The sequence below is a fragment of the Lacticaseibacillus zeae subsp. silagei genome, from assembly GCF_030770335.1.
GTDB classification, from domain to species: Bacteria; Bacillota; Bacilli; order Lactobacillales; family Lactobacillaceae; genus Lacticaseibacillus; species Lacticaseibacillus zeae.
In genome coordinates, this window is sequence record NZ_CP132484.1 from 239,695 (window position 1) to 264,570 (window position 24,876).

General features: G+C 47.7%; 21 protein-coding genes. 14 read left to right on the forward strand and 7 right to left on the reverse strand.

Going from position 1 to position 24,876, the window contains the following annotated elements; genetic code table 11:
- Window positions 1-23: 23 nt before the first annotated feature.
- Window positions 24-599, reverse strand: coding sequence for a GNAT family N-acetyltransferase (locus LACZS1_RS01185; protein ID WP_010489964.1), 576 nt, complete (start codon window positions 597-599; stop codon window positions 24-26).
- An 814-nt stretch (window positions 600-1,413) separates the two neighbouring features.
- Between LACZS1_RS01185 and LACZS1_RS01190 the strand changes: the two genes are divergently transcribed.
- From LACZS1_RS01190 to LACZS1_RS01215, 6 genes are all read left to right on the forward strand, one after another.
- Window positions 1,414-3,351, forward strand: a complete 1,938-nt coding sequence (locus LACZS1_RS01190; protein WP_306402891.1) for a pectate lyase-like adhesive domain-containing protein — start codon at window positions 1,414-1,416, stop codon at window positions 3,349-3,351.
- 15 nt (window positions 3,352-3,366) lie between these two features.
- Complete coding sequence (locus tag LACZS1_RS01195; protein WP_070652285.1) at window positions 3,367-3,717, forward strand: EF2685/EF0750 family sortase-dependent surface protein; 351 nt, start codon at window positions 3,367-3,369, stop codon at window positions 3,715-3,717.
- Window positions 3,718-3,719: 2 nt separating this feature from the next.
- Window positions 3,720-4,487: a WxL domain-containing protein gene (locus tag LACZS1_RS01200; RefSeq protein ID WP_070652286.1), complete on the forward strand. Its 768-nt coding sequence runs from the start codon at window positions 3,720-3,722 to the stop codon at window positions 4,485-4,487.
- Between the two features lie 81 nt (window positions 4,488-4,568).
- Window positions 4,569-5,657 carry a WxLIP family cell surface protein gene (locus tag LACZS1_RS01205; RefSeq protein WP_070652287.1) on the forward strand — a complete coding sequence of 363 codons (1,089 nt, stop codon included), beginning with the start codon at window positions 4,569-4,571 and terminating at the stop codon, window positions 5,655-5,657.
- 405 nt (window positions 5,658-6,062) lie between these two features.
- The gene (locus tag LACZS1_RS01210) at window positions 6,063-7,514 is read left to right on the forward strand and encodes a helix-turn-helix domain-containing protein (RefSeq protein ID WP_070652288.1); all 1,452 of its coding nucleotides are present in this window, start codon (window positions 6,063-6,065) and stop codon (window positions 7,512-7,514) included.
- Between the two features lie 141 nt (window positions 7,515-7,655).
- Window positions 7,656-8,639, forward strand: coding sequence for a DUF805 domain-containing protein (locus LACZS1_RS01215; RefSeq protein WP_070652289.1), 984 nt, complete (start codon window positions 7,656-7,658; stop codon window positions 8,637-8,639).
- A gap of 104 nt (window positions 8,640-8,743) precedes the next feature.
- Here LACZS1_RS01215 and LACZS1_RS01220 read toward each other — a convergent pair whose 3' ends face one another.
- A complete protein-coding gene (locus LACZS1_RS01220; RefSeq protein WP_010489941.1) occupies window positions 8,744-9,073 on the reverse strand; it encodes a hypothetical protein in 330 nt (109 codons plus the stop codon).
- 158 nt (window positions 9,074-9,231) lie between these two features.
- On the opposite strand from LACZS1_RS01220, the gene LACZS1_RS01225 reads away from it, so the two are divergent.
- Window positions 9,232-10,578, forward strand: coding sequence for a replication-associated recombination protein A (locus LACZS1_RS01225; protein WP_070652290.1), 1,347 nt, complete (start codon window positions 9,232-9,234; stop codon window positions 10,576-10,578).
- 303 nt (window positions 10,579-10,881) lie between these two features.
- Window positions 10,882-12,072, forward strand: coding sequence for an acetate kinase (locus tag LACZS1_RS01230; protein WP_070652291.1), 1,191 nt, complete (start codon window positions 10,882-10,884; stop codon window positions 12,070-12,072).
- A gap of 133 nt (window positions 12,073-12,205) precedes the next feature.
- Here LACZS1_RS01230 and LACZS1_RS01235 read toward each other — a convergent pair whose 3' ends face one another.
- On the reverse strand, window positions 12,206-12,958 hold the full coding sequence (locus tag LACZS1_RS01235; RefSeq protein WP_025013581.1) for a DeoR/GlpR family DNA-binding transcription regulator: 753 nt from the start codon (window positions 12,956-12,958) through the stop codon (window positions 12,206-12,208).
- A 165-nt stretch (window positions 12,959-13,123) separates the two neighbouring features.
- Here LACZS1_RS01235 and LACZS1_RS01240 point away from each other — a divergent pair, with 165 nt between their 5' ends.
- The 3 genes from LACZS1_RS01240 (at window position 13,124) to ulaA (ending at window position 17,065) form a co-directional block, all read left to right on the forward strand.
- On the forward strand, window positions 13,124-14,620 hold the full coding sequence (locus LACZS1_RS01240) for an FGGY-family carbohydrate kinase (RefSeq protein WP_070652292.1): 1,497 nt from the start codon (window positions 13,124-13,126) through the stop codon (window positions 14,618-14,620).
- A gap of 12 nt (window positions 14,621-14,632) precedes the next feature.
- Window positions 14,633-15,502, forward strand: coding sequence for a class II fructose-bisphosphate aldolase (locus tag LACZS1_RS01245; protein WP_010489931.1), 870 nt, complete (start codon window positions 14,633-14,635; stop codon window positions 15,500-15,502).
- Window positions 15,503-15,727: 225 nt separating this feature from the next.
- Entirely contained in the window at window positions 15,728-17,065 is a 1,338-nt protein-coding gene (gene ulaA, locus LACZS1_RS01250; protein ID WP_049172921.1) for a PTS ascorbate transporter subunit IIC, read from the forward strand.
- A 120-nt stretch (window positions 17,066-17,185) separates the two neighbouring features.
- Here ulaA and LACZS1_RS01255 read toward each other — a convergent pair whose 3' ends face one another.
- The gene (locus LACZS1_RS01255; protein ID WP_070652293.1) at window positions 17,186-18,007 is read right to left on the reverse strand and encodes a metallophosphoesterase family protein; all 822 of its coding nucleotides are present in this window, start codon (window positions 18,005-18,007) and stop codon (window positions 17,186-17,188) included.
- A gap of 124 nt (window positions 18,008-18,131) precedes the next feature.
- Here LACZS1_RS01255 and LACZS1_RS01260 point away from each other — a divergent pair, with 124 nt between their 5' ends.
- Together LACZS1_RS01260 and LACZS1_RS01265 are read left to right on the forward strand one after the other, a co-directional pair.
- Window positions 18,132-18,851, forward strand: a complete 720-nt coding sequence (locus LACZS1_RS01260) for an endonuclease III domain-containing protein (RefSeq protein ID WP_047106580.1) — start codon at window positions 18,132-18,134, stop codon at window positions 18,849-18,851.
- An 18-nt stretch (window positions 18,852-18,869) separates the two neighbouring features.
- Entirely contained in the window at window positions 18,870-19,166 is a 297-nt protein-coding gene (locus LACZS1_RS01265) for a thiamine-binding protein (RefSeq protein WP_070652294.1), read from the forward strand.
- 431 nt (window positions 19,167-19,597) lie between these two features.
- Here the strand turns inward: LACZS1_RS01265 and LACZS1_RS01270 are convergent, their stop codons facing one another.
- The 3 genes from LACZS1_RS01270 to LACZS1_RS01280 form a co-directional block, all read right to left on the reverse strand.
- Window positions 19,598-21,046: an MFS transporter gene (locus LACZS1_RS01270; protein ID WP_070652295.1), complete on the reverse strand. Its 1,449-nt coding sequence runs from the start codon at window positions 21,044-21,046 to the stop codon at window positions 19,598-19,600.
- Window positions 21,047-21,204: 158 nt separating this feature from the next.
- Window positions 21,205-21,375 carry a hypothetical protein gene (locus LACZS1_RS01275; RefSeq protein WP_164976626.1) on the reverse strand — a complete coding sequence of 57 codons (171 nt, stop codon included), beginning with the start codon at window positions 21,373-21,375 and terminating at the stop codon, window positions 21,205-21,207.
- A gap of 25 nt (window positions 21,376-21,400) precedes the next feature.
- Window positions 21,401-21,547 carry a hypothetical protein gene (locus LACZS1_RS01280; RefSeq protein ID WP_047106576.1) on the reverse strand — a complete coding sequence of 49 codons (147 nt, stop codon included), beginning with the start codon at window positions 21,545-21,547 and terminating at the stop codon, window positions 21,401-21,403.
- A 767-nt stretch (window positions 21,548-22,314) separates the two neighbouring features.
- Between LACZS1_RS01280 and LACZS1_RS01285 the strand changes: the two genes are divergently transcribed.
- A complete protein-coding gene (locus tag LACZS1_RS01285; RefSeq protein WP_070652296.1) occupies window positions 22,315-24,696 on the forward strand; it encodes a phosphoketolase family protein in 2,382 nt (793 codons plus the stop codon).
- The last annotated feature ends 180 nt before the right edge of the window (window positions 24,697-24,876 follow it).

Here is a 24,876-nt window from a genome sequence, read left to right on the forward strand (position 1 = left end):
GATCTGAGCCTTGCTGTGCCACTTTAAAAATGGAAGTCGTCTTTATCCGCCACCGCTTCGGCCGTGAGTTCATACCGAACCAGCGGCACCTTACTGCCATCAGGGAGGGTTCGTTCATGCCGATAATCGCCAACCTGCGTGAAAAAGTTGGCAGTTAACAACTTCGCAGCGCGGTCATTACTTGCTGGCAGAATGACATAAACCCGCTTAAGGCCAAGTTCGAAAAAGGCAAACCCAATCATGCGTTTAAGCACTTCGCTCATAATGCCTTGCCCTTGATAAGCAGCTAAAGTTTCAAAACGAATCTGGGCAACAGTCTTCTTCTCGCTAAAGTTCCAGATGCAGAAACTGCCGAGAAAATCATTCGTGCTCCGATCTTTAATGCCATAAAGCAAGGCATTATTACTCATCACCAGCCGCATCGAGCGGTTAACATAGCGCGCGGTGTCGGTAATTTTCTGGTCAAATTGACGCCCAGACTCCGCGGCAATCTGCTGATCAGCTCGCAACTGAAAAACATCTTTAATCTTAAAGGTCGTCAGCCAGTCCATCGTGTAATGAACCGACATAATCGGATGGTACTTTTCAAAACTCTGCATAGTCTTCCTCCATGATCATGGTGATGACGTAAGCTTAACATAAAAGGAGGTGAGCGTGAGCCGGCGCGGTTAGAAGTCGGAGTATAAGCGGCCTTAGGCGTGATGGCCCGGTTTTGGCCATTGCGCCTAAGGTCCTTATACGCAGACTTCTGCGCCGGCGAACGCGTTATGGAGAAAGGACAAGTCACACAAATCTAGATGCCTAATCAAAAGTGGCCTTGGGCGTGATGGCCCGGGCTTGGCCATTGCGACCAAGGTCCTTACACGCAGACTCCTGCGCCGGCGAACGCGTTATGGAGAGAGTACGGGTTACGTACATCTAGATACCTAATCAAAAGTGGCCTCGAGCGTGATGGCCCGGGCTTGGCCATTGCGACCAAGGTCCTTACACGCAGACTCCTGCGCCGGCGAACGCGTTATGGGGAACGACGCCACTTCCAACACAGGCCTATCGTAAATGGCATGAACCATTACCAACCGATTTACGAATAGCACCCATCTACCGTTATAAAAGAAATGGTTTGCGGTTTGTTTTTAACGATGATGAGTAATTGTGAAAATGTTCTTCAGTATCCATTAAAGAACAATTTCACAAATTGATCACAGCCAACTGGACTAACCGAATTAAATTGACGCCGTTTTCAAGCTGATTTTTAAAATCTTGTATACCTAGGAAATTAACGGAATTAGCCGTTATTTTTTTATTTTTTAAGCCTATAAATAAAAACTGAAAATGACAAACGTCAGAACCACCTTATATAATCAATAACATTGAGAAAGGGGTGAAACAAATGAAACAGTTTTTTTTTGGCTTTTGTCAGGTGTCATGCTGTTGCAACCACTTACATTAAATGTCGGTTCACAGGCAGCTTCATCAGCACCTAGCCCAGTCTTAAATGAAGCGTCGGTTTCACAATCGGATCAACAGGTGCCATCTACTAGCCCCGAAAGTAAGCTTGAGACAAGTAGCGAAGCATCGACGAGTTCGAATCAAATGATAGCGAGCAACGCCAGCGCCGCGTCTGCCAGTCAGCCAATTGCGAGTGATACAACTCACGAAGCGCTAACTGATCAAGCCGACGACGCAGCGACTTCGAAGCGGCGGCAAAAAAGAGCAGCGCCCGTACCAAGCTCCAGCCAATCCTCACCTTTTCTAGTAGGAACTGCTCAAGAATTGGCAGCCGCCATTAAACGTGGTGAAACACATATCCGCTTAACGGCTGATATCAATATTGGCGATGCCGCTATCCCGGTGCGCCAGTCAGTCACCATTGATGGCGATCACAAATACACCTATATGTACAATAGCGGACTAGATTGGCATCGCGGGATTTATTTCGCGGCCAGTGGCATCCAGATTACGTTTAAAAATATTAAAATCGGCAAGGCGTCCGTTAAACATTCTGCCAATAACTACTACGGCATTGCGCCGGCAGACAATAGCATTAGAAACAGTCAGATCATCATTGAAAACGTCGACTATTACTCAGATTATGGTGCCCAACCGCTTCACATCCGCGATAAAAGTAACCAGATTATTTTCAGAGGGAAAAACAGTTTTTACACGACGAAGAACCCGGGTTCATTCTTCATCCAGGAATTCGCCGAAGCCACTAATTTTTTATTTGAAGAAGATTCAGACACCACCATCACCTTGGCTAAAGGCGAGGTCCTGGGAACCTTTTGGCCGTCAACCGGGCCGTTGAATTTGGAATTAAAGAAGCGGGCACGGTTGAAAGTCGATACCACCAATGCGCTTGTCTACACCGGCATCGGCGCAATCCACAACAACCGTATCGTCATTGGCGAAGAGGCGGTTCTGGATGTTAAGACGAGCAGAGCGGTCGCTGGCAATTTAATGTTCTATAACCATGATCTGACCATCGATGTTCAAAGAAATGGCCAGTTGTTAGCCGAAACGGTTAGTGCAACCAATTTCAATAGTAACTCCAGTATCAATCTAGGGCCGGGGGCGAAAGCAAATTTAAAAAACGTCAATGGCGATTTCTTCAAGAAAGGGAAAGGCACCATTACGCTTGATAACGCCGATGAATTAATACTTGAAACCGGAAAATTTGGGGGAACGAGTCCCACCGGTTTGGTTTCCAGTCAGGCCAATGTGTTGCTTGAACCCTTTAACCAAGAAACAAAAGGGTACGAGGTTCATGCGGACGGCCAATTACTGACAACCCAAACCGGTGACGACGATTGGATTTTTAACGGTAAGTATGTAAGTCGGCAACCAACGGCACTTCCCACTGATGTTGCAAAGCAGGTGGGCAATGCGTCGGTTTTTAAATTAAAGCGGCAAGTGGTTCCGAAACCAGCAGGCAAGCTAGCCGTCATCAGCGTGCCGGATTTGGATTTTGGGAATCAAACGGTTACCGGGTTGACCCAAATCTTACGGCCACGCGTTCAAGGCAGCTTAAAAATTGAAGATTCGCGCACGAATGGCTCCCGGAAATCGCGCCTCTATCTTAGAATGGCACGCCCATTTAAAAACGGTGACGTGGATGCGACCCGGTGCCTAACCTATACGAATCAGGCCGGTCAGGAACAAACCTTATCCAGTCAGGCGATTCTTGCTGAAGTGAATGTGGGCGTCACGGAACGCGACGTTAGCAGTGAATGGAATACCGCCATTGATAGCTCGGCTCGCGGATTCAAATTAACCTTGCCGATTGAAAAACAAAAAATCGGCAATTTCTCGGGAGAACTGGACTGGTCACTCCAAGATGTGCCAGGGAATTAAGAAAGGATAGGCCAAATGAAAAAATGGTTGCCACTGGCTGTTCTTTTGCTGGGACTCGCTTGCCACCCACGATTCGTTGCCATTGCAGATAGTCAATACACGTCGACAGGTGAGGTTGTTTTTGTTGAACCGGCCTCATCTACTGCCGAAGAAACATCGACAGCCTCATCAACTCACGAGTCGAATAACCAGCAACATCAGCCATCAACGACGTCACAAGCCCCGCCGTCCAGGTCCGGACTCGTTCCGCGACTTGGGGAGCGACCGGAAATGCTATACGGCTTAATCGGCGGCTTGTTGATCGTCACCATGCTCCTGTTTTTCATCATCAAACAACCTAAAGAAGATAAGGAAGAAGGAAAATAAAAATGAAGAAGAGTATCTGGACAGCACCATTATTGGGATTAACCTTGGTAGGACTTGTAGCACCGGCTGCAGTTAACGCGGCTTCAGCAACTGACATGATTTCAAATGGTGAGGTGACGTTTAAAGCCGACAACTCAAGTACCGGACCAAAAGATCCGCTTGATCCTACCGATCCTAATCCAATCAAGCCGATCGATCCAAGTAATCCAGGCGGCAACCCGACACCGGGGACAAGCGGCCCGCTGTCACTGGACTTTGCTTCTAGCTTTACGTTCGGCGAAGCAGCGATCAGTAGCGATGATGCCAAATACTATGCGAAGCCACAGGCGTTTGCCCAACAAGACGGCACAACTGTCGACCGGCCTAATTATGTTCAGGTTTCCGATAAGCGTGGAACTTTTGAAGGTTGGACCTTGAAAGTGAAACAAGACAAACAGTTCGCCGTGAAAGATGATGCCACCCGTGAATTGATCGGCGCGCAATTGAAGTTCAAGAATGCAAGTCTGGTTTCAGCCACCGATTCGAAGTACGCCCCAACCGGTTTGGCATCATTCGAATTAATTCCGGGCACCGCCCAAATTGCCCCGGTTGAAGCGGTTAAGGACCAAGGAATGGGTACATGGATCTACCGTTTCGGTGACGACAAGCAAATGGGCCGTTCCGTTGAATTGTCAGTTCCGGGTAAGACACCGAAGATGGCCAAGGCTTACGTTACCGCGTTAACTTGGACCTTAGAATCAACCCCGGCCAACGCAACCCCTAAGCCTTAGTCAAAAATAACCGGATTTTAGCCAGCGTTAGCATGATTTTGCCGATAGCCTCGAGACACCATTTTTAAAAAGGAGATTTTTGTGAAGAAAATACTTTTCTGTTTAGCAGCGTTTGTTGCCATGTTGTTGACCCCTGCCGTGCATGTTTTTGGTTCAGAATTGAATTTTGCCGCAAAGGCTCAGCTGCCAGACAATCAGGTTCATAAAGATGTCAGTTATTTTGACATTAAAATGGATCGCGGCGCTAAGCAAACCCTTCACGTTGATCTACGTAATGACACCGATAATGAGGTCGAAGTCGATGTCGGCATTGCTAGCGCGACAACCAACATTAATGGCGTGGTGGAATATAGTCCTAACGACATTAAACCGGCCAAAAGCCTTGCGTTTAATCTCAAGGATCACGTCAAAGCGCCCAGCCAGATCAAGATTCCGGCCAAGGGCAATACGGTTTTGAATTTAGATGTCACCATGCCCGATGCCGCCTTGAAAGGGCAGATGGCCGGAGGGATCACGCTCAAAGAGCATCAAACGGAAGATCAGGCCAATAAAGAAAAAGGCAAAGGATTGTCGATCAACAACCGGTTTTCCTACGTCATTGGCCTTGTGCTTCAACAGACTACCCTGCCGGTTGCACCAGAGCTGAAATTGAATACCGTTAAGCCGAGCCAGGTGAATTATCGCAACGTCATTTCCGCGTCTCTGGAAAACATCACGCCGACGTTCATCAACAAAGTTGCAATTGACGCGAATGTGCGTGCCAAAGGGGCCAAAAAGGTGCTTTATCGTGTTAAAAAAGAAGGCATGCAATTAGCTCCTAACACGACTTTCGATTTTCCGATCGCGTTGGCAGGGAAAGCCTTGGAGCCAGGCACTTACATTGCCCAACTAGAAGTCTATGGCAATCAGAGTTCGGATGGCAAGGTGACACGGCAAATCAACAGCGCCAAACAACGCTATCAAAATCACTGGACATTGACCAAAGAATTTACCATTACCGACCATACTGCCAAGAATCTGAATCAAAAAGATGTGACCCTGAAGTCAACCAATCATTGGTGGGTCTATGCATTGCTGGCAGTGGTCGCGATTTTACTCATCGTCGTTGTGCTGTTGATGATCGTGTTGCTAAAACGCAAGCACAAAAAAGCACGGAACGTGAATGAGTAGATTAAACATGTTACAATTCAGGGTAAACATTGATACTTCTTTTGACTTCGGATCAAGCGGCGCTCAACGGGCAGTACCTAAGGATATGAATGAATTGGCTTAGGTTAAAAATGTTTGTAACCCAACCAAATATGTGGTTCATGATGAACGCGCTTATTAAAAAATGAGCATTTTCAAGCGGCGCCCAACTTAAACAACAGATTTAAAATCCGCACATTAGGCTGCCAACGTCTGAGGACGCTGACAGCCTAATTGTGCGAATTTTTAGTGATGTATGTGATTTGAATTGTGTAAAAGCAAAATTGAAAGCTTGATTTCATTGATGATGTGGGCATTTGATCATTAGGTGAAGGCACGACATCAAGTAAGCGGGTTGGTTTTAGTCTTAAGGTGAGGGTGGTATTTATGAGATTATCTGAGTTAATGGAAAAAAATGATCAAAAGAAACTCCAGCTGTTGCATTATCTTGATCAACATCCAAACCAGCGACTGAGGAATAGTGAATTACAACACAAATTGGATATTTCGTATTATCTCTTTAAACGGCGGACTAAAGAAATTGCTGATGACATTGATACGTTTCAGTTGTCAGGTTTATTTGATATTGAAGTGACCGAAACCACCACGATTCTGCATAAAAATCACAACACCAACATTTTCGTCTTTTTGAATCATTATCTTGAGCGTTCCTACCAAATTAAAATCCTGATGTTGCTAGTGACGCAACGACAGAATTTTGATCTCTATGATTTTGCGGAAGCGCATTATGTCAGTTATACATTTATGTATAAACGTTTCACGGCATTGCGCCAAACACTGCAAAAATGGGGGATTAATCTTAATAACAATAGCGAGTTGACCGGTGATGAGTTAGCCATTCGCTTATTATTGGCGGAACTCATCATCATTACCCACGTCGGTGAAGAAACGTTTGATGATGAGATTCGGACAGCCTTGCATGAGTTACTTGAGTTGATTGACACCCCGGTTATTGCCCCATCAATGAGCCAACTGATTGAAACCAAAGCTTATTTGCTCGCTAGCTTATTGCGATTTCAGCAAGGTTATTTCGTTGCGACTTCACCGGAAGTTGCCAAACTGATCAGTAAAATCCGGCAGCAGGCACTTGAAGAGCGGAACAAAGTAATTTCGATTTTTCAGGCCCATTTTCCCGCCGATGAGCAAGCTATCAACAATGAGTGTGATTACCTAGGTACGTTTCTTGCGATTGTGGGAATCATTTCCGCTCCGGCAGTGATTTTTCCAGATGAAGTGACGCAAAGAAGCAGCGACTTTATTCGTGGATTTGAAGAACGGTTTGGTGTTACATTAACGTTGGAAGCGAAGCAAAATATCACTTACGAAGTTGATAAATGTTGGATTGATGTTGTCGCCTTTCCGCTTAGAAGCGGTTTCTTTGAATACCATACCGAAATTGCTTATTTTGCCAGAACGTTTCCGGAGTTTTTTGAATATTGTCAGACCTATGTGCAACAACAAGAGGCCGCGTTAGATGATCAGCAGGCCCAATTCATTTTTTATCGTTGCTTGCTGACACTGGTGGCGAATGTGCCGCTGAGCAGTGTGCTTGAACCACTGTATGTTTGCGTTGATTTTACTTTGGGGGAAGCCTACAACACCATTATTGAACGGGGGATCAAGCGTTTCTCGATGTTAAATGTCAAAGTCACCAATGAGGTCCAGCCGCAGACCCGCCTGATTATTACTGATTTGGTTAACGCATATCATCATACCGATATCCCTAAAGTGATTTGGCTTTCGCCGCCACGCGCGGAAGATTGGGAACATTTGATTAGCGAGCTTTTGGCATTTCGCTTAGTGCCACATGGTGTTTGAACAATGACTGTGACGGACCGCCTCAGAAGTAATTAAAAGTGAGTGTTGTGCGCAACTAATTTTTTATTCACGCGTATCTTTTTTTGATCTATAGATTTCTTATGTTATACTCACGATATTCACAACAGGAGGCGAGGCACTATGAAACAAGAAAAAGGTTTTTGGCCAGCGATTAAGGACTTCTTCTTTCGTGCTGGCGACTTCAAAGGTGTTAGTTCACGGGCGCAGTATTGGTGGGTGTTTCTAGCTCAAATTCTAGTCGGCGTTGTGGCCGGCGTTTTGATCGGTGTCATCGGGCCCGCGATTCTTAATGGCGAAAAGTCTTTTGGCGCTAGTCTTTTGCAAACGCTGGTGATGTTGCCAGCAATTGCGCTTGGGTATTTAGGTTATCCCCAACTAAGTCTGACAATTCGGCGGTTTCGTGATGCCAAGGTTAGCCCTTGGTTGTATCTAGTGTTAGTGATCGTGGCTTTAGCCGGACCACTACTGGCGGCGAGTGGCATGGGACTGTTGCCATTGTTCATTCTACCGATCGTTGCGGCACTGGTAACTTTAATTATCTTGGTGTTACCGAGCCGTGAGCAGGAAGTGAAGCCTTTTCCGGTTCAACCACATTCGCCTAGCACAGTTGGCGTAGGTTTTGGTGCAGCCGTTAAAAATCTCTTCCTTCGCGGCGGCGACTTTACCGGGACATCTAGTCGGAGTCAGTATTGGTGGAGTATTTTATTTTCTGTCCTCATTATGGTCCCTACAGGATTATTCGTTATTTTGTCACTAGTTGCCACATTTGTTGGGGTAGCTGCTGCAGGAAAAATAGACCCGCAAAATGCAGCACATATTTTTAATTCATTAGGCTTTGGTGCTGTCATTTTAGTTGTTCTGTTCCTTGCTATTTTCTATGCATGGTCTATGTTGTCTTTGCCGATGTTGACAGTAACTTGGCGCCGGTTCAGAGATGCAGGCATTAGTCCATGGTGGTTTGTTGCGTTTTATGTCGTGTCGAATTTCGTCTCGGCTCTTCAAGCAAGCAACAAGAACCTTGTTTTAACTTTAATTCCCTTGATTCTCGTTATCGTGCAGATCGTCATTCTTGCCTTACCGCCTAAGAATTTAGGCGAACAATAGTAACCGTATTTTGCACCAAACAATGACGAGTTCATCAAAAAAAGTGCCGACTTCTCAAACGAAGACGAGCACTTTTTAATTTGTTTCACAACATGTCAGTTGACTCAATAAATACCCTTTGAATCCTCATCGACCAGTGGATCGTTGAAGTTCTTGTGGAAGTAGTTGCTGTCGATGACTTTGAACTTGCCATTGGTGAAACGGGCGATGATTTCGCCATATTGAACGATGAGCGGTTCGGTATTGGGAATTTCGATTTTGAGCCGACCAATTGGCGTTTTGGTGAGGTACTGGAAGTTGGTGCCGAAGAATCCCTTTAAATCTTTCGTAGTTGTGTCCTGCGAGTAAGGTAGGAAGTGGGTCATTTTAGCGGTTGAAAAAGCCGCAAATTCACCTTTTGGAAATCCTTCTAGCGATGAAGGTGGTTGTGCCATTTTATCACTCCTGGGGCCTGCGTACGTTGTTCTGACAACGTCGGGTGGTTATGAATTTACTTATCATTATGTTAACACAATAATAGAACAATGGAATGATTGCGTCGCAGCTTGAAAACGCTTAAAATTAGGGCTGGACGTTGATCGGGGGTGAGCATATGGATCAAAGTCTGTTTCAAAATGGTAACTTTCAGCCGTTGGCGAGTCGGATGCGGCCACAAACGCTTGATGAGTTTGTTGGCCAGACCCACCTGTTAGGCAAGAATAAGGTGTTGAGCAATCTCATTGAACATGATGAGATTAGTTCGATGATCTTCTGGGGTCCCCCGGGGGTTGGTAAAACAACCCTGGCGCGGATTATTGCCAGGAGAACCAAAGCACAGTTTGTGACGTTTTCTGCTGTCACCAGTGGAATCAAAGAGATTAAGCAGGTGATGAAAGAGGCTGAGCAGAATCGCGAACTGGGTCAAAAGACGATTGTGTTTGTTGACGAGATTCACCGGTTTAATAAAGCCCAGCAGGATGCCTTTTTACCATATGTCGAACGAGGCAGCATTATCCTGATTGGTGCTACAACCGAGAATCCGTCGTTTGAAGTGAACGCTGCGTTACTGTCGCGGACGCGTGTGTTCGTTTTGCATGGTCTGACTAGTGCGGAACTGGTTGACTTGTTGCAACGAGCGCTGAAGGATCCACGCGGTTATGGCTTGCAGAAGGTGAAGATCAGCAACAAGCTGTTGGGGCAAATTGCCGACTTTGCCAATGGCGATGCGCGAATCGCGTTGAATACACTGGAAATGGCGGTCACGAACGCCGAGACCAAGGGGGATATCATCTCGGTTACGCAGGCCGATGTCGCACAATTATTGACCAAAAAGGCCTTATTGTATGACAAGAATGGGGAAGAGCACTATAATCTGATATCGGCATTACACAAGTCGATGCGCAATTCTGATGTGGATGCGGCCATTTATTGGTTGGCCCGCATGCTAGAGGCAGGCGAAGACCCATTGTACATTGCCCGCCGCCTAGTTCGGTTTGCCAGCGAAGATATCGGTATGGCCGATTCCCGAGCTTTAGAAATCGCCGTTACCGTGTATCAGGCGTGCCAATTTATCGGCATGCCGGAGTGTACGGTGCACTTAACCCATGCCGTTACTTATTTGTCACTGGCACCCAAATCCAATGCGCTTTATACGGCTTATGGTGCCGCCAAAAAAGATGCAACCGAAACATTGGCTGAACCGGTCCCGCTTCAAATTCGTAATGGGGTAACTGATTTGATGCAGGATCTCGGTTATGGGAAAGATTACCAATATGCCCACAATGCCAAAGACAAGCTGACAACGATGCAAACCATGCCGGATAATCTGGTGGGGCGAACTTACTATCATCCTACTGATCAAGGTAGCGAAGAGAAAGTCAAAGAACGACTCGAACAGATTAAGGCATGGCACGCGCAACACCCTACCCCTACACCACCGGATACCAAGAAAAAGTCGTGATTGGGACGACACTGGCGCGCTCTGGTTCGCGCTCATCATAACGCGTTCGCCAGCCCAGAAACCTACGTGTAAGGACCTTGGTCGCAATGGCCTAAGTCCGGGCCATCACGCCCAAGGCCGCTTACACTCCGGTTTCTAACCGGGCTGGCTCACGCTCACTATAACGCGCTCACCAGTGCAGGGACCTGCACATAAGGACCTTGGTCGCAATGGCCAAGATCGGGCCATCACGCCCAAGGCCGCTTATGCTCCGGTCCCTAACCGCACCGGTTCGCGCTCACTTACCTATAGGAGGAATACAAAATGGCGAAGATTCTCGCAGTCAACGCAGGCAGTTCTACCCTGAAGTGGAAACTTTTTGATATGCCGGCTGAGGTTCAATTGGCCGAGGGCTTGGTTGATCGTTTGGGCCAACCGCAATCGAAAGTTAAAATTAAATATGGTGACGGTCAAAAATACGAAAGTGATACGCCGATTGCCAACTACCAAGAAGCGGTTGCCAGTCTGATGGGCAATATCAAGTCTTTGGGCTTGGTCGAGCATTTGCATGAAATTATCGGTGTTGGTCACCGGGTTGTTGCCGGTGGCGAAGTTTTTGCTGAATCCGTTGTCGTTGACGATGAGACGTTGCTGCAGATTCAAAACCTGCGTGACTACGCGCCATTGCATAATCCGGTTGAAGCCGATTATATCGCAGTTTTCATGAAAATGATGCCATGGGCGACTGAAGTGGCGGTTTTTGATACGGCTTTTCATCAAACGATGCAGCCTGAGAACTTCCTGTACAGCATTCCTTACGACTATTACAAAAAGTATGGCGCGCGTAAGTATGGTGCGCACGGAACCAGTGTGCGTTACGTGAGCGCGCGTGCTGCTGAAATGCTGAACAAACCATTGGAAGATTTACGGATGATTGTCATGCACTTGGGTTCTGGTTCCAGTATCACCGCGGTTAAAGATGGCCAGTCCATTGATACCTCCATGGGCTTTACGCCTCTGGCTGGGGTAACCATGGGCACGCGTTCTGGGGACATTGATCCATCACTGGTCGCTTACCTGATGAAGAAACTGGACATTCCGGATGTTGGCCAGATGATTCATATTCTCAACAATGATTCCGGGCTACTGGGCATCTCCGGTTTAAGCAACGATATGCGGGACTTGGAAGCGGCCGAAGATACGAATCCGCGGGCGAAACTCGCATTGGATATTTTTGTCAATCGGGTTGTGAAATATGTTGGCTCTTATGCAGCCTTGATGAACGGGGTAGACGCACTTATTTTCACTGCCGGCATCGGCGAAAATGGGGATGAAATCCGCGACAAGATTATGCGCTCACTGGGCTACCTCGGCGCCAAGATCGACAATGATCTCAATTACAAGTCACATGGTGTCGAAACCGATCTCAGCACGCCGGATTCAACGGTCAAGACGTTACTGGTACCTACGAACGAAGAGTTAATGATCGTGCGCGACGTGATGGCCTTAAGCTAAGGATCCAGAACAGATTGCAAAGATCACGATAAAGGGGTTTGCCACAACACAAACCCAAAATAGACGCTAGAAACAAGCTTTATCGCTTGTCATCTAGCGTCTATTTTTTTGCCCTCACTAAAGCTTCATGGCTTCAGTCAAAAATCTGCACATGGTTCGCCCGCGCGGTGCTGACAATATCTTCGGGCATGGCCTTGTCAGTGGCAATGTAATCTAACGTATTCATAGGTGCACTCATATAGAGTTGATGTTTACCAACTTTGGTGTGATCTACCAGCAACATGACCTGGTCTGCATGCGCTGCAAACGCCCCCTTAATGTTAGCTTCCTGGTCGTTAGCATCGGTTGCACCGGCAGCAATCAGTCCGCGACACGAGAAGATTGCCAGGTCGGCTTGGTAATTTTCAATGTCACGCGTTGCTCTGTCGCCACTAATGTTTTCCAGCATTTTATTGACCGCACCGCCAACAAGATTGACGTGCCAGCCTTTATGTTTGGAAGCTTCAAGTGCAACCAGAATGCCATTTGTGACGATGTACAATTCATCAATACCACTTAATTCACGAATTAGAACTAAAGCAGTGGTACTTGAATCAATAAAAAGGCTCATGCCGCTTTTGATCAACCGATCCGCCCTTGATGCGACCGTTCGCTTGGCATCAAGGTTCAAGGTTACCGAATAATCATAAGGCACGTCTTCGGGTTCCTCGCTTAACGTGACACCATTTAGAACCCGTTTAATCAAACCGCGGTTTTCCATATCCAGTGTGTCCCGTCTGATGGTGGCAGGGCTGACGAAAAGCTGCTTGGCTAAGTCACTATACCGGGCGAATTGTTGAGCATTTAAAATTTTCAGAATTTGATCTTGCCGTTGAAAAGAAACCATTAAAGCGCCTTCTTTCCTAATTTGAATGATTTTATGCAAAATTATAGCACATATATGGAAAAATATGAAAAATTATCGAGTTGCTCGTCATGCATTGTCAATATTTTTCACAACTCATATACTACTCTATGAAAGCGGTTTACGAAAGCAAAGGAGGTTTTCAGCGTGGCACTTATGGGATTGGATCTCGGGACAACCGGGGTAAAGAGTACCATCACAGACAATCAAGGCAACATTCTCTCTGCTGCCTACCGGGAATATGAGACGTCGGTTCCCAGGGAAGGTGAATACGAGCTGGATCCAAGCGTGGTCTGGTCGGCAACGAAGGAGGTTATTCAGGAATCGAAAAAATTCGTTAAGGAAGATGTGCTGGCCGTCAGTGTTTCATCGTTCGGTGAAGCGTTTGTTGCCGTTGATGATCAAGGACAGCCGCTGATGAACACGATGTTGCAGACAGATAGCCGCGGCAAGGATGAATTAAAGGACCTGCTGACGCGGATTTCGGCTGAGGACATCAGGAATAAAACCGGGTTGAATCCGGCGGTGACATTCGCGGTACCTAAGATCATGTGGATCAAAAAACACCGTCCGGAACTTTATGGAAAGATTCATCGTATCCTGCTTTACGGCGCTTATATCCTATACAAACTTGGTAATGTTGATGCGATTGATTACACCCTGGCTGATCGGTCGCTGGCATTTAACGTTTCGACCAATGACTGGGATCCGGACATCTTGGCAGCAGCCGGCATTGATCGCAAGCTTTTGCCAAAGTGTTACCGCCTAGGCACGGTGGTCGGCACGATCAAGCCGGAGTTGGCATCTGAGTTAGGGATTAACGCCGACATGAAACTTGTTACCGGCGCCCATGACCAAATTTGTGTGTCGATTGGCGCTGGCACCATCGATGTTGGCGATGCGACTGACGGGATGGGTTCGGTCGATAATATTTCACCGATCTTCACAGATACCAGCCATCTTAAGGAAAATGCCAAAAAGAATTATCCAACGGTACCGTATCTGGACAACAAATATACCACCATTGCTTACATGTACGATGGCGGCACATCGCTTAAATGGTATCGCGACACGTTTGGTTTTGAAGAAGTTCAGGCGGCCGAGTTATCAGGAGTCAGCGTCTACAACATCTTTGATAAATATGTACCGAAAAAGCCAACAAATTTGTTGGTTCTACCACATTTTTCCGGTGCAGCGGTTCCTTACTTTGACGAAGATGCGCGCGGCATGATCCTCGGACTCTCCGGCGCAACGCGGAAACCTGATATTTACCGGGCGTTGATGGAAGGCGTGGCTTTTGAGATGCGCATGAATCTGGACAACATGGAAGCCGGCGGGATGCATGTCAATCATTTACGGGCGACTGGCGGCGGATCACGGTCGGATACCTGGCTGCAAATCAAAGCGGATGTCTTTAACCGCGAAGTCGGCCGGGTTCATATGAAGGAATCAGGAACCATGGGCGTCATCATCATGGCTGGTGTTGCGGTTGGCCTGTTTGATTCTTTTGAAACCGCCATGAAGAAGTTAGTTTCGATCGATAAAGTCTTCAAGCCGATTCCGGAGAATGTTGCCTTTTACAACCACCAGTACAAAAAGTATCAGCAACTGTATGCGTTTGGTAAGAAGTTACGGAGCTTATAGGAGGGAATCATTATGGTTTTAGTTAACACAAAAGAAATGATTAAAAAGGCCAAGGAAGGTCACTATGCAGTTGGTTCATTTAACGTCACCGACATCGAAATGATTCGTGGAATTGTTGGCGCTGCCGAAAAGGAAAATTCACCGGTCATTATTCAGTTTGCGGAGTTGCATGATAAGTATGTGCCGTTGGATGTAATTGCGCCGGTGATGCTGAACATTGCCCGTAAAGCAAGCGTTCCGGTTGCGGTTCATTTTGACCATGGGGAAACCTTTGACAATATTATGCGGGCGATTCGGCTTGGATTTACCTCGGTGATGGTCGATGCATCGCAGGAGAATTTTGCCGATAATCTGGCGCAGACCAAAGAAATCGTGAAGATTTGCAAGCCGTTGGATATCACGGTTGAAGCCGAACTCGGGCCAATGAATCGTGAAGGTAGCGGGGATAAGAAAGTGGATTATGCGGATCTGGACAAAACTTACACCAACCCGCAAGAAGCCAAACAGTTCATTGAAGAGTCCGGTATCGATATGCTGGCGGTTGCGTATGGGACGGTTCATGGTGTTTACACGCAAAAGCCGCACTTGAGCTTCAGTCGGTTGAAGGAAATTTCTGATTTGGTTAACTTCCCATTAGTGGTTCACGGTGCTTCCGGCTTGACTGATGAAGAATATCGCAAGTCAGTTGAAAATGGCATTTGCAAGATCAATTACTATTCCGAAATGGTTCACCGCGTTGCCTTAGGCGTTCAGAAGAAGTTGGAACAGGATGATAGCGACAAACAACTATTCATCTCAGACGCCAGCATCTGGGAAACCGAAATGGTCGAAAAAGAAATTCGCGGTCGTCTGCGCGTCTTTGGTTCGGCAGGGAAGGCTTAACTGATTCCAGAAGCGGACGGATAAGCGATGTTGCTATCCGCCTACTTTCAGGAAAATAATGTGAGCGCTTTAGTTTGTGCTCATCATAACGCGTTCGCCGGCGCAGGAGCCTGCGTGTAAGGACCTCGGTCGCAATGGCCTAAGCCCGGGCCATCACGCCCAAGGCCACTTACACTCCGGTTCCTGAACGCGCCGGCTCACGCTCACCACGAGGAGGTTTTTTTCATGAAATTTCTGGTCGATATGCTTAGTCAGCCTTCCATCATTGCCGGCATTGTTGTTTGTGTCGGGCTGATTGCGCTGCGTAAGCCGTTTACCGAAGTGATTGGCGGCACGGTCCGTGCATTTATCGGGTTTGTCGTCATGCTTGCCGGGACCAACATCATCGTCGGCGCGTTGAATAACTTCGCCAAGCTCTTTACCAAGGCCTTTAACATGCACGGTATGATTCCGAGTAACGAAGCCGCTATCGGCGTGACCGTCGCAAAGTATGGCACGGTTGCCACCTTTATCTTTGTCTTTGGACTCGTGTTGAATATTGTGCTGGCCCGCATCACCAAATTCAAATATATATTTCTATCAAGCGACCATGCTTTCTATATGGCGTGTTGCTTGACGCCAGTGATGCTTTTGGGTGGTTTGAATACACTTGAAGCGATTGTCTTTGGTTCCATGACGCTCGGCGTCATCCTCTGCGTCTTCCCGGCAATTGCCCACCCAACAATGAAAATCATCACAGGCCGCGACGACATGAGCTTTGCCCATTTCGGCACGCTGGAATACTGGATGTCTGCTAAAATCGGTTCGTTAGTCAATAAAGATAAAAAGTCAAAATCTATTGAAGATATTAATTTCCCGAAATCATTAGCTTTTCTGCAAGATAGTAACGTTTCGGTGACCATCGTCATGACCATTCTGTTCTTCGTTGTGACCGCGGTGGCCGGTCCGGCTTATGTTGGTAAATTGACTAACCTGAATCCATATGTTTGGGCGTTGCTGCAGGCCGCACAATTCACAGCCGGGATCATCGTATTGGTCCAAGGCGTTAACATGTTACTGGCAGAAATTACCCCAGCCTTTAAAGGATTCAGTGAAAAGATTGTTCCAAGTGCTGTACCTGGTTATCCATTCGCTATTCTGTTCAAAGGTACATCTAATGCCTTGCTCGCGGGCTTCCTGGTCAGCTTACTTGGCGGCCTGCTTTCCATGGGTGTTCAGATTTTGATTGGCACCACCATTGTCATCCCAGGGATCGTCATGCACTTCTTCTGCGGCGGCATTGCAGCCATCTTTGGCAATGCCACTGGCGGTCGAAAAGGCGCTTTGATTGGACCATTTCTCGGTGGCATCATCTTGAGCTTCCTGCCACTGATTGCCACCAGTCTTTACGGTGGTTTGGGCTACACCACAACATATTGGTCTGATAGTGATTTCAATACCATCGGCGTTATCTTGGGACTCATCGCCAAAGTCGGCAAGTGGCCAATCATGATTGCAGCATTAATCATCTTTGCCTTCCCATTCGTCTTCAGTGCTTTGCACAAAAAGAAGTTGGTTGATTAATGTACCGGATCTGATACGTTGAACCAAACAAAAAAGATGCAGGCGGCTAATCTACCGGTTGCATCTTTTTTATACACTTAGGGTTAGCGAACCTTCCGTAACGTCTGTCAGCCGGTAAGTTCATTCAGCATTAATCCCTTGATCCGAGTCAATCATGACGCCTTTGGTTTCGTCAAAAACGCAAATATTACCGTAATTGGCCTTGAAGCCCATGTGATTGCCGCCGTCAATAAAGTAGCGTGGCGATTCGCCAGGGTATTGGATAACCTTGACCGGACATTTCGGATAACCCCCGGTAAAAGTCGTTTCGGCGATCGGCGGTTTAACCTGGCCCTCATATTCGCCATAAATCAACGCGGTCGGCGTGTGACCCGTAATCATGGTTTTATTAAGCGGGTTATGCGCAAAAATCGGGTGTTTACGACTTTGGGTTTGCTTCATATCATAGATATAAGGTTCACGGACCCACATCCGGTTAAACGGCGTTGTTTCCTTTAACGGGTCTGCCAGCGAAAAGTCCAGGCCGGCGTGAATGAGCAAAAGCTTATCAAAAGCAATGGCAGTAGGCATCTCCGCGATGAATGAGATTAACGGTGCCATATGCGTGCGCACCGCTTCACGAAGACTCATTCCTTTGACAGCCGGTGCAAAATCCTTGACCATTTGGCGCAATGTTGCTTTGCCGCCATTGATAAACCAAGGATTATCCTTGTCAGCCAGGTAGTCTAGAAGCATCTGATCATGGTTGCCCCGCACCGCGATCGCCTGACTATCCTGAACCTGTTCATGAATCTGAGCCAAGACGCGGCCGCCATAAGGGTAGCCATCTATGTAGTCACCAAGATAGACCGTCAGTACATGCGGGTACTTTTCCTGCATCAGACGGACTCGATCCATTGTCTTTAAGTTGCCATGAATATCCGAAACAACAATCATGGTCATCGCCGTCGCCTCCTCAACGTCTTCTTGCGTGAGCTGTTATGGTCTGATTAAAATAACCGTTACGTACAGTTTACTTTATTTTTTGCCGATTGTGCGATATTAATAAATGGTTAGGGGTGAAAAGATGGATAAACGGCTGATTGTCATGCATAACTTGAGCCAACATTATGGCAAACAGTACTGGTGGCAACAAAATTCGTTAGAAGATTGGCTGATGATGATTCTGATTCAACGGACCAGTTCCAAGAATGTTGCGCAGGCTGTCCATAACTTGCGGCCATATATGAGTGTTAAGCAACTTTTGGCATTGTCGCAGGCCGAACTTGAAGAACTTGTCCGGCCAGCGGGCTTTTATCGGCAAAAGGCGCAACGCATTCATGATCTGTTAGTGTGGTTCGTGGCCCAAGGTGGCAGTTTTACCGAAATTGCCAAAAAACCGACCGATCAGCTGCGAAAAACCTTGTTGGCGTTAAACGGCATCGGTAATGAAACGGCTGACGTGATGCTAATGTACACGTTTGGCAAGAAGACATTTGTTGCGGACACTTATGCGATGCGGCTGTTTAATCGGCTGGGGTTTGGCCCGTACACAAATTACGCCAAAATGCAGGCCGATTTTGCGCCGTTACTGGCTGGCATCAGTCTGGATGACGCCCGCGAATGGCATGCGCTGATTGACGAGCATGGGAAGACCCAAGTGCGGCATGCCTACGACGATCACTTTTTACTCCAACCGAATTTAACCGAAGATCAGTGGCCGCCGGAAGCGACTCAGGTTGAACCGCCGCACGATGACCCTGGCAGTGGTAAGTGGCGTCACGCAGAAGAATCATCCAATGAGTGAATAGAGAGGACGAATGTCATGAATGCAAGTATTGCGGTACAGGTTTTGCCAATGTATCCGGATCAAAAGAAAGTGCTGGAGGTTGTTGACGCAGTGATTGCGTATATTCAATCAACCGGTGTCAATTACGAGGTCAGCGCGTTTGAAACGATCATGGAAGGCGATTACGATCAGCTAATGGCTATTTTGAAGCAGATCCCCGTGGTCACGGCTAAAGCTGGCGGTACGTCCCAGATGGTGTATGCCAAGATCAATTATTTTGCCGAAGATACTGGCTTGTCGATTGCTGATAAGGTCGATAAGTTTAAGCATTAAGCAACCAAAAATGGTCATATAGCCATCAAGTTGCCTGAGGGAGGTTGAGTCATAATTTTGTAAGAAGGTTTATAGTTTAGTGAATTCCGAGCGATCAAAAAACTTAGGCAATAAGTTCCGAGTCGTGCCAAACTCCGCAATCTCCGGCCAGCTGAGGCTGGAACGTGGTGGGCACGACTTAGAGCCTCTGCAAAATCGGCAGAGTCTCTAAGCTCGGCCTTGTTGTAGGCGGGGCAAAAGGCGCCCCACCAACAACAATGTCACCACTGAGCCTCATCTGGCCTACGATTGCTCCGCATTGGCACTAATATCTTAAATGACTCGAACGAGTTACCCTTGTGGACGCAAAAATGAACACATTCCTTGTAATCCTTTGGAATGCGTTCATTTTTACTTTGGGGTCACAATTATGATCTCGCATTTTTTGCTAGCTACTGAATAATGTCACGATTAGGATCACGCCAATTAATGATCAAGACGAGTACCATCATCACGACGACCATCATGAAAACACCATGCAGACCGGTGAGAATCGCGGCAGCTGCTTGCGGATTGTGAACCGAGGTGGCTGATTTGGCGCTGATTGCCGCATTGACGGTTTTGAAAGAAAGCCCATGCAGGTTCGCCCGAATCACCAAAGTCAGCACGGCTCCATACACGCCAGTCATCACCGTCTGCCCCAGCGAGCGCCCTAGCGTCAAAATACTGGTAGCCGACCCGACGTAGCGATCCGGCACAAGATGTTGGCTAAGGACCGTGTTCATGCTGATGACAATCCCCATCACCGTTCCATTAACCATGGCAATCACGTAAAAAGCCCATACCGGAAAATTCGGCGAAGCAACCGTGAGCAGTAAATAGGCGCATGTCAGAATGAAGACGAGCATTAACGACAAGGTTCGCGGGACAAATCTTTTAATCAAGGGACCGACCAGAAAAGATGATGCCAGCCATAACACGGAGCTAGACGTCACTACCAGCCCGGCAGCCGTTGCGCCCAAATGGTACAGCGATTGTAACCAAATCGGGAAGTAAACCTGATAACCGATTAAGACGCCGCTAAGCAATAACGCCGTCAAAATCTGTACGGTAAAGGTAAAGCTTTGAAACATTTGCGGTGCGATTAACGGATCGGTTGCCCGTTGTTCTTGCCGGAACAGAAGATACCCACCCACACATGCCAGGACTAACAAAAACGCTGCTAGCCAGGGCTGTTGATCAAGCGCCTGGATACCCAATAGCAGGGCAATTAATGTAACCGCTAGCCAAGCAATGCCCAGCCAATCAATCGTTAATGACACATGCTTGCGGCTGGGTTCACGGTACCCAACTTGAATGAGGAAGAAGACCAGCATACCCAGTGGCACGTTCACGAAGAAAACCCAGTGCCACGACAACTGATCGACCAAAAAGCCCCCAATGAGCGGTCCAACCAAAGCAGATAGACCCCATGCTGTATTATTTAGCGCCATCACGTTCGCGCGGTGAGCGAAATCATAGTAGTCGGCAATAATGGTAAACGTCAGCGGCATCACTGCCCCAGCGCCAATCCCCTGCAAAGCACGGGCTAAAATAAGCAATAAAATATGCGGTGCCAAGCCGCTCAGCAAGGTGCCGACTGTAAACAGCACAACACCCCACTGAAAGATTCCTCGGCGGCCGATCGCATCTGCCAATTTTCCGTAAATCGGTGTGGTAATGGCTGTCGTAAGTAGGTAAGCGCTCATGATCCAGCTTTGATAAGCCAGTCCATGCAAGTCGCTAATAATCGCAGGTAAAGCAGTTGTCACAATCGTCACTTCAACCGAAGTCATAAACGTTGCAATAAAAACCGCCGCCATCACCAGGCCGCGGCCTTGAGGTTTCGTTGTTGTCGCCATGTTTGCATCCCCCTAGTACTTACATTGTACCAATTGGGGTCAAGACTTTTAGTATTAGATAACGGAGGAAGGGGGGGATGTCGTGCACATTGCTTCGATTGAGCAACTACTATAAAAAGACCACCCACCATTTTCTAGCGGACAGTCGTCTTAACTTTTTACAATGCAGGACGTCGTGGATGACGTGGCATGTGACGATCCACCACAATCGCACCTGCCATTAAAATGATAATTACGGCGGCTGCCAGAACCTGATCAAATAGGATCAAACTAAGCGCGCCAACCAAGGCGAAGAACAGCAACAGCCAATCAATTTGTGATAGTGACAAAACAATCGCCCCCTAGACATTAGCCTTAAAAGTCTGTCCAATCATCCTTGTCACCGGCGTCTTTGTCAGGCGAGACGTAGACAACAAGTTCGTCACTGAAACGCTTCAAGCAGTAAGCTGCCGCACCGACTGCCGCGATGGCCACAAAAGTTTTCAAAAAATGGTTTTTCATAGGTTTCCTCCTTCGCGTGCCTCCAGATCGTCAAACCTTGAACCCAACTTTATTTTACCATCACTTTGCGTTGAAACGCGTTCACCAGCCCAGAAACCTGCGTGTAAGGACCTTGGTCGCAATGGCCTAAGCCCGGGCCATCACGCCCAAGGCCACTTACACTCCGGTTTCTAACCGGGCTGATTCACGCTCTGCCTTAAACGCGTTCACCAGCCCAGAAACCTGCGTGTAAGGACCTTGGTCGCAATGGCCTAAGCCCGGGCCATCACGCCCAAGGCCACTTACACTCCGGTTTCTAACCGGGCTGATTCACGCTCTGCCTTAAACGCGTTCACCAGCCCAGAAACCTGCGTGTAAGGACCTTGGTCGCAATGGCCTAAGCCCGGGCCATCACGCCCAAGGCCACTTACACTCCGGTTTCTAACCGGGCTGATTCACGCTCTGCCTTAAACGCGTTCACCAGCCCAGAAACCTGCGTGTAAGGACCTTGGTCGCAATGGCCTAAGCCCGGGCCATCACGCCCAAGGCCACTTACACTCCGGTTTCTAACCGGGCTGATTCACGCTCTGCCTTAAACGCGTTCACTGGCGCAGAAGTCTGCGCCTAAGGCCACTTATACTCCGACTTCTAAGCGCGCCAGTTCACGCTCTTGAAAAAATTTACCAAATTAAGTTTTAAGGCAATTTAAGCGAATTTAAGTCAAAATAAGTGCTTTTTCGTCAATCTGTGTTATACTGAACTCATTAAAACCGAAAGTAGGTATGAGCATGGATACAAAAGTTAAGACTGTTGATTACTCATCCAAGGAATACTTCGACCGAATGACAGAATACTGGCAAGCCGCTAATTACGTGTCGGTTGGTCAGCTTTATTTGAAGGACAATCCGTTGCTGGAACGGCCACTGAAAAGTGAAGATGTGAAGCCGCATCCGATCGGTCACTGGGGCACGATTGCCGGTCAAAACTTCATTTACACCCATTTGAACCGCGTCATTAATAAGTACGACCTCAACATGTTCTACATTGAGGGTCCGGGTCATGGTGGCCAGGTTATGGTTTCCAATTCTTATCTGGATGGGTCATACTCGGAAATTTATCCACGGATTTCGCAGGATAAAGAAGGCATGAAGCGTCTGTTTACGCAATTCTCATGGCCAGGTGGTGTGGCGTCACACGCCAGCGCCCAGACGCCGGGTTCGATTCATGAAGGCGGGGAGTTAGGCTATGCGTTGAGTCACGCAACCGGTGCGGTTCTGGATAATCCTGATGTCATTGCGGCGGTTGTGACCGGCGATGGCGAAACGGAAACCGGCCCATTGGCAGCTTCATGGTTCAGCAATACCTTCATCAATCCGATTAGCGATGGCGCGATTTTGCCAATCGTTCATATGAATGGGTTCAAAATTTCTAACCCAACGATCCTCTCCCGGAAGTCGGATGAAGATCTGACCAAGTACTTTGAAGGCATGGGCTGGAAGCCGTACTTTGTTGAAGGCGACGATCCGACCAAGCTGAATCCGGAAATGGCCAAGGTCATGGATGATGCGATTGAAACGATTAAGGCAATTCAAAAGCACGCCCGTGAAACCGGCGACACCACCATGCCACATTGGCCAGTGATTATTTTCCGCTCACCAAAAGGCTGGACCGGTCCTAAGAGTTGGAATGGCGAACCGATTGAAGGCTCCTTCCGTGCGCACCAGATTCCGATTCCGGTTGATGCCGAAGACATGGAGCATGCGGATTCTTTGGCAGGCTGGTTGAAGTCCTACCATCCGGACAAACTGTTTGACGAAAATGGCAAGTTGATTCCGGAATTGGCTGCCTTGCCGCCAAAGGGTGACCAACGGATGGCCGCCAACCCGATTACCAATGGCGGCATTGATCCAAAGCCATTGGTTCTGCCAGATTATCGCAAGTATGCGCTGGACAACAAGGAGCATGGCAAGCAGATCAAGCAGGACATGATTGTCTGGTCCGATTATCTGCGTGATTTGATTAAATTGAATCCGCACAACTTCCGTATTTTTGGCCCTGATGAAACCATGAGTAACCGGCTTTATAGCTTGTTTGAAGTGACCAACCGGCAATGGCTGGAACCAATCAAGGAACCGGCTGACCAATACCTGGCACCAGCTGGTCGGATCATTGATTCACAGCTGTCCGAACATCAGTCAGAAGGCTTCAATGAAGGCTACACGCTGACCGGCCGTCATGGCTTGTTCACCAGTTACGAAGCCTTCCTGCGGGTTGTCGATTCCATGCTCACCCAGCACTTCAAGTGGATTCGCAAGGCCCACGAAGAACCATGGCACAAGGCTTACCCAAGTCTGAATGTGGTATCAACCTCGACTTCCTTCCAGCAAGATCACAATGGTTACACCCATCAGGATCCAGGCATTTTGACCCACATGGCGGAAAAGAAGCCTGAATACATCCGCGAATATCTGCCAGCGGATGCGAATAGCTTGTTGGCGATCTCACCAAAACTGTTCGGATCACAAAACACCGTCAATGTGCTGATCACTTCCAAGCAGCCACGGCCACAGTTCTACAGTATTGATGAAGCAACCGTTTTGGCCAATGCCGGGCTTAAACGCATTGATTGGGCTTCCAACGATGACGGTGTTGAACCGGATGTGGTGATGGCTGCAGCGGGTACCGAACCGAACATGGAAAGCTTGGCAGCAATCAACTTGTTGCATGATGCCTTCCCGGATTTGAAGATTCGCTTCATTAATGTTGTGGATCTTCTGAAGTTGCGCAGTCCGGAAATCGACCCACGTGGTTTAAGCGATGCCGAATTTAACAGCTACTTCACCACCGATAAGCCGATTCTCTTTGCTTATCATGGCTTTGAAGGCTTGATTCGCGACATCTTCTTCACCCGCCAGAATCGCAATGTGCTGATTCATGGTTATCGTGAAGAAGGCGACATCACGACACCATTTGACATGCGGGTTCTGAACGAACTTGACCGCTTCCACTTAGCCAAGGATGTCATTCAGCACGTGCCGGCATATGCCGAAAAGGCTGCAGCTTTCATTCAGAAGATGGATGACACGTTGCAATACCACCATGACTTCATCCGCGCAAACGGGGAAGATATCCCTGAAGTGCAGGAATGGACTTGGAAGCCGATTAAGTAATCAGGTATAAGCGTTGTTTGACGTTAACAGATGAACATGACGAAAATCGATCTCCGCAACTGGAGGTCGATTTTTTTCGTTGAGATATACGTGAAAATTCCGCCATTTTGAAAACCAAGACGTTGGCGTTAATCCGACAAAAAATGTAATCGCATACAATTCCGCTGCATCAGCATTTAT

Bases quoted from the DNA above. Each gene is read 5' to 3' on its own strand.
- LACZS1_RS01185 (WP_010489964.1), bottom strand. From the start codon at position 599: ATGCAGAGTTTTGAAAAGTACCATCCGATTATGTCGGTTCATTACACG.
- LACZS1_RS01195 (WP_070652285.1), top strand. From the start codon at position 3,367: ATGAAAAAATGGTTGCCACTGGCTGTTCTTTTGCTGGGACTCGCTTGC.
- LACZS1_RS01200 (WP_070652286.1), top strand. From the start codon at position 3,720: ATGAAGAAGAGTATCTGGACAGCACCATTATTGGGATTAACCTTGGTA.
- LACZS1_RS01210 (WP_070652288.1), top strand. From the start codon at position 6,063: ATGAGATTATCTGAGTTAATGGAAAAAAATGATCAAAAGAAACTCCAG.
- LACZS1_RS01215 (WP_070652289.1), top strand. From the start codon at position 7,656: ATGAAACAAGAAAAAGGTTTTTGGCCAGCGATTAAGGACTTCTTCTTT.
- LACZS1_RS01220 (WP_010489941.1), bottom strand. From the start codon at position 9,073: ATGGCACAACCACCTTCATCGCTAGAAGGATTTCCAAAAGGTGAATTT.
- LACZS1_RS01225 (WP_070652290.1), top strand. From the start codon at position 9,232: ATGGATCAAAGTCTGTTTCAAAATGGTAACTTTCAGCCGTTGGCGAGT.
- LACZS1_RS01230 (WP_070652291.1), top strand. From the start codon at position 10,882: ATGGCGAAGATTCTCGCAGTCAACGCAGGCAGTTCTACCCTGAAGTGG.
- LACZS1_RS01235 (WP_025013581.1), bottom strand. From the start codon at position 12,958: ATGGTTTCTTTTCAACGGCAAGATCAAATTCTGAAAATTTTAAATGCT.
- LACZS1_RS01245 (WP_010489931.1), top strand. From the start codon at position 14,633: ATGGTTTTAGTTAACACAAAAGAAATGATTAAAAAGGCCAAGGAAGGT.
- ulaA (WP_049172921.1), top strand. From the start codon at position 15,728: ATGAAATTTCTGGTCGATATGCTTAGTCAGCCTTCCATCATTGCCGGC.
- LACZS1_RS01255 (WP_070652293.1), bottom strand. From the start codon at position 18,007: ATGACCATGATTGTTGTTTCGGATATTCATGGCAACTTAAAGACAATG.
- LACZS1_RS01260 (WP_047106580.1), top strand. From the start codon at position 18,132: ATGGATAAACGGCTGATTGTCATGCATAACTTGAGCCAACATTATGGC.
- LACZS1_RS01265 (WP_070652294.1), top strand. From the start codon at position 18,870: ATGAATGCAAGTATTGCGGTACAGGTTTTGCCAATGTATCCGGATCAA.
- LACZS1_RS01270 (WP_070652295.1), bottom strand. From the start codon at position 21,046: ATGGCGACAACAACGAAACCTCAAGGCCGCGGCCTGGTGATGGCGGCG.
- LACZS1_RS01280 (WP_047106576.1), bottom strand. From the start codon at position 21,547: ATGAAAAACCATTTTTTGAAAACTTTTGTGGCCATCGCGGCAGTCGGT.
- LACZS1_RS01285 (WP_070652296.1), top strand. From the start codon at position 22,315: ATGGATACAAAAGTTAAGACTGTTGATTACTCATCCAAGGAATACTTC.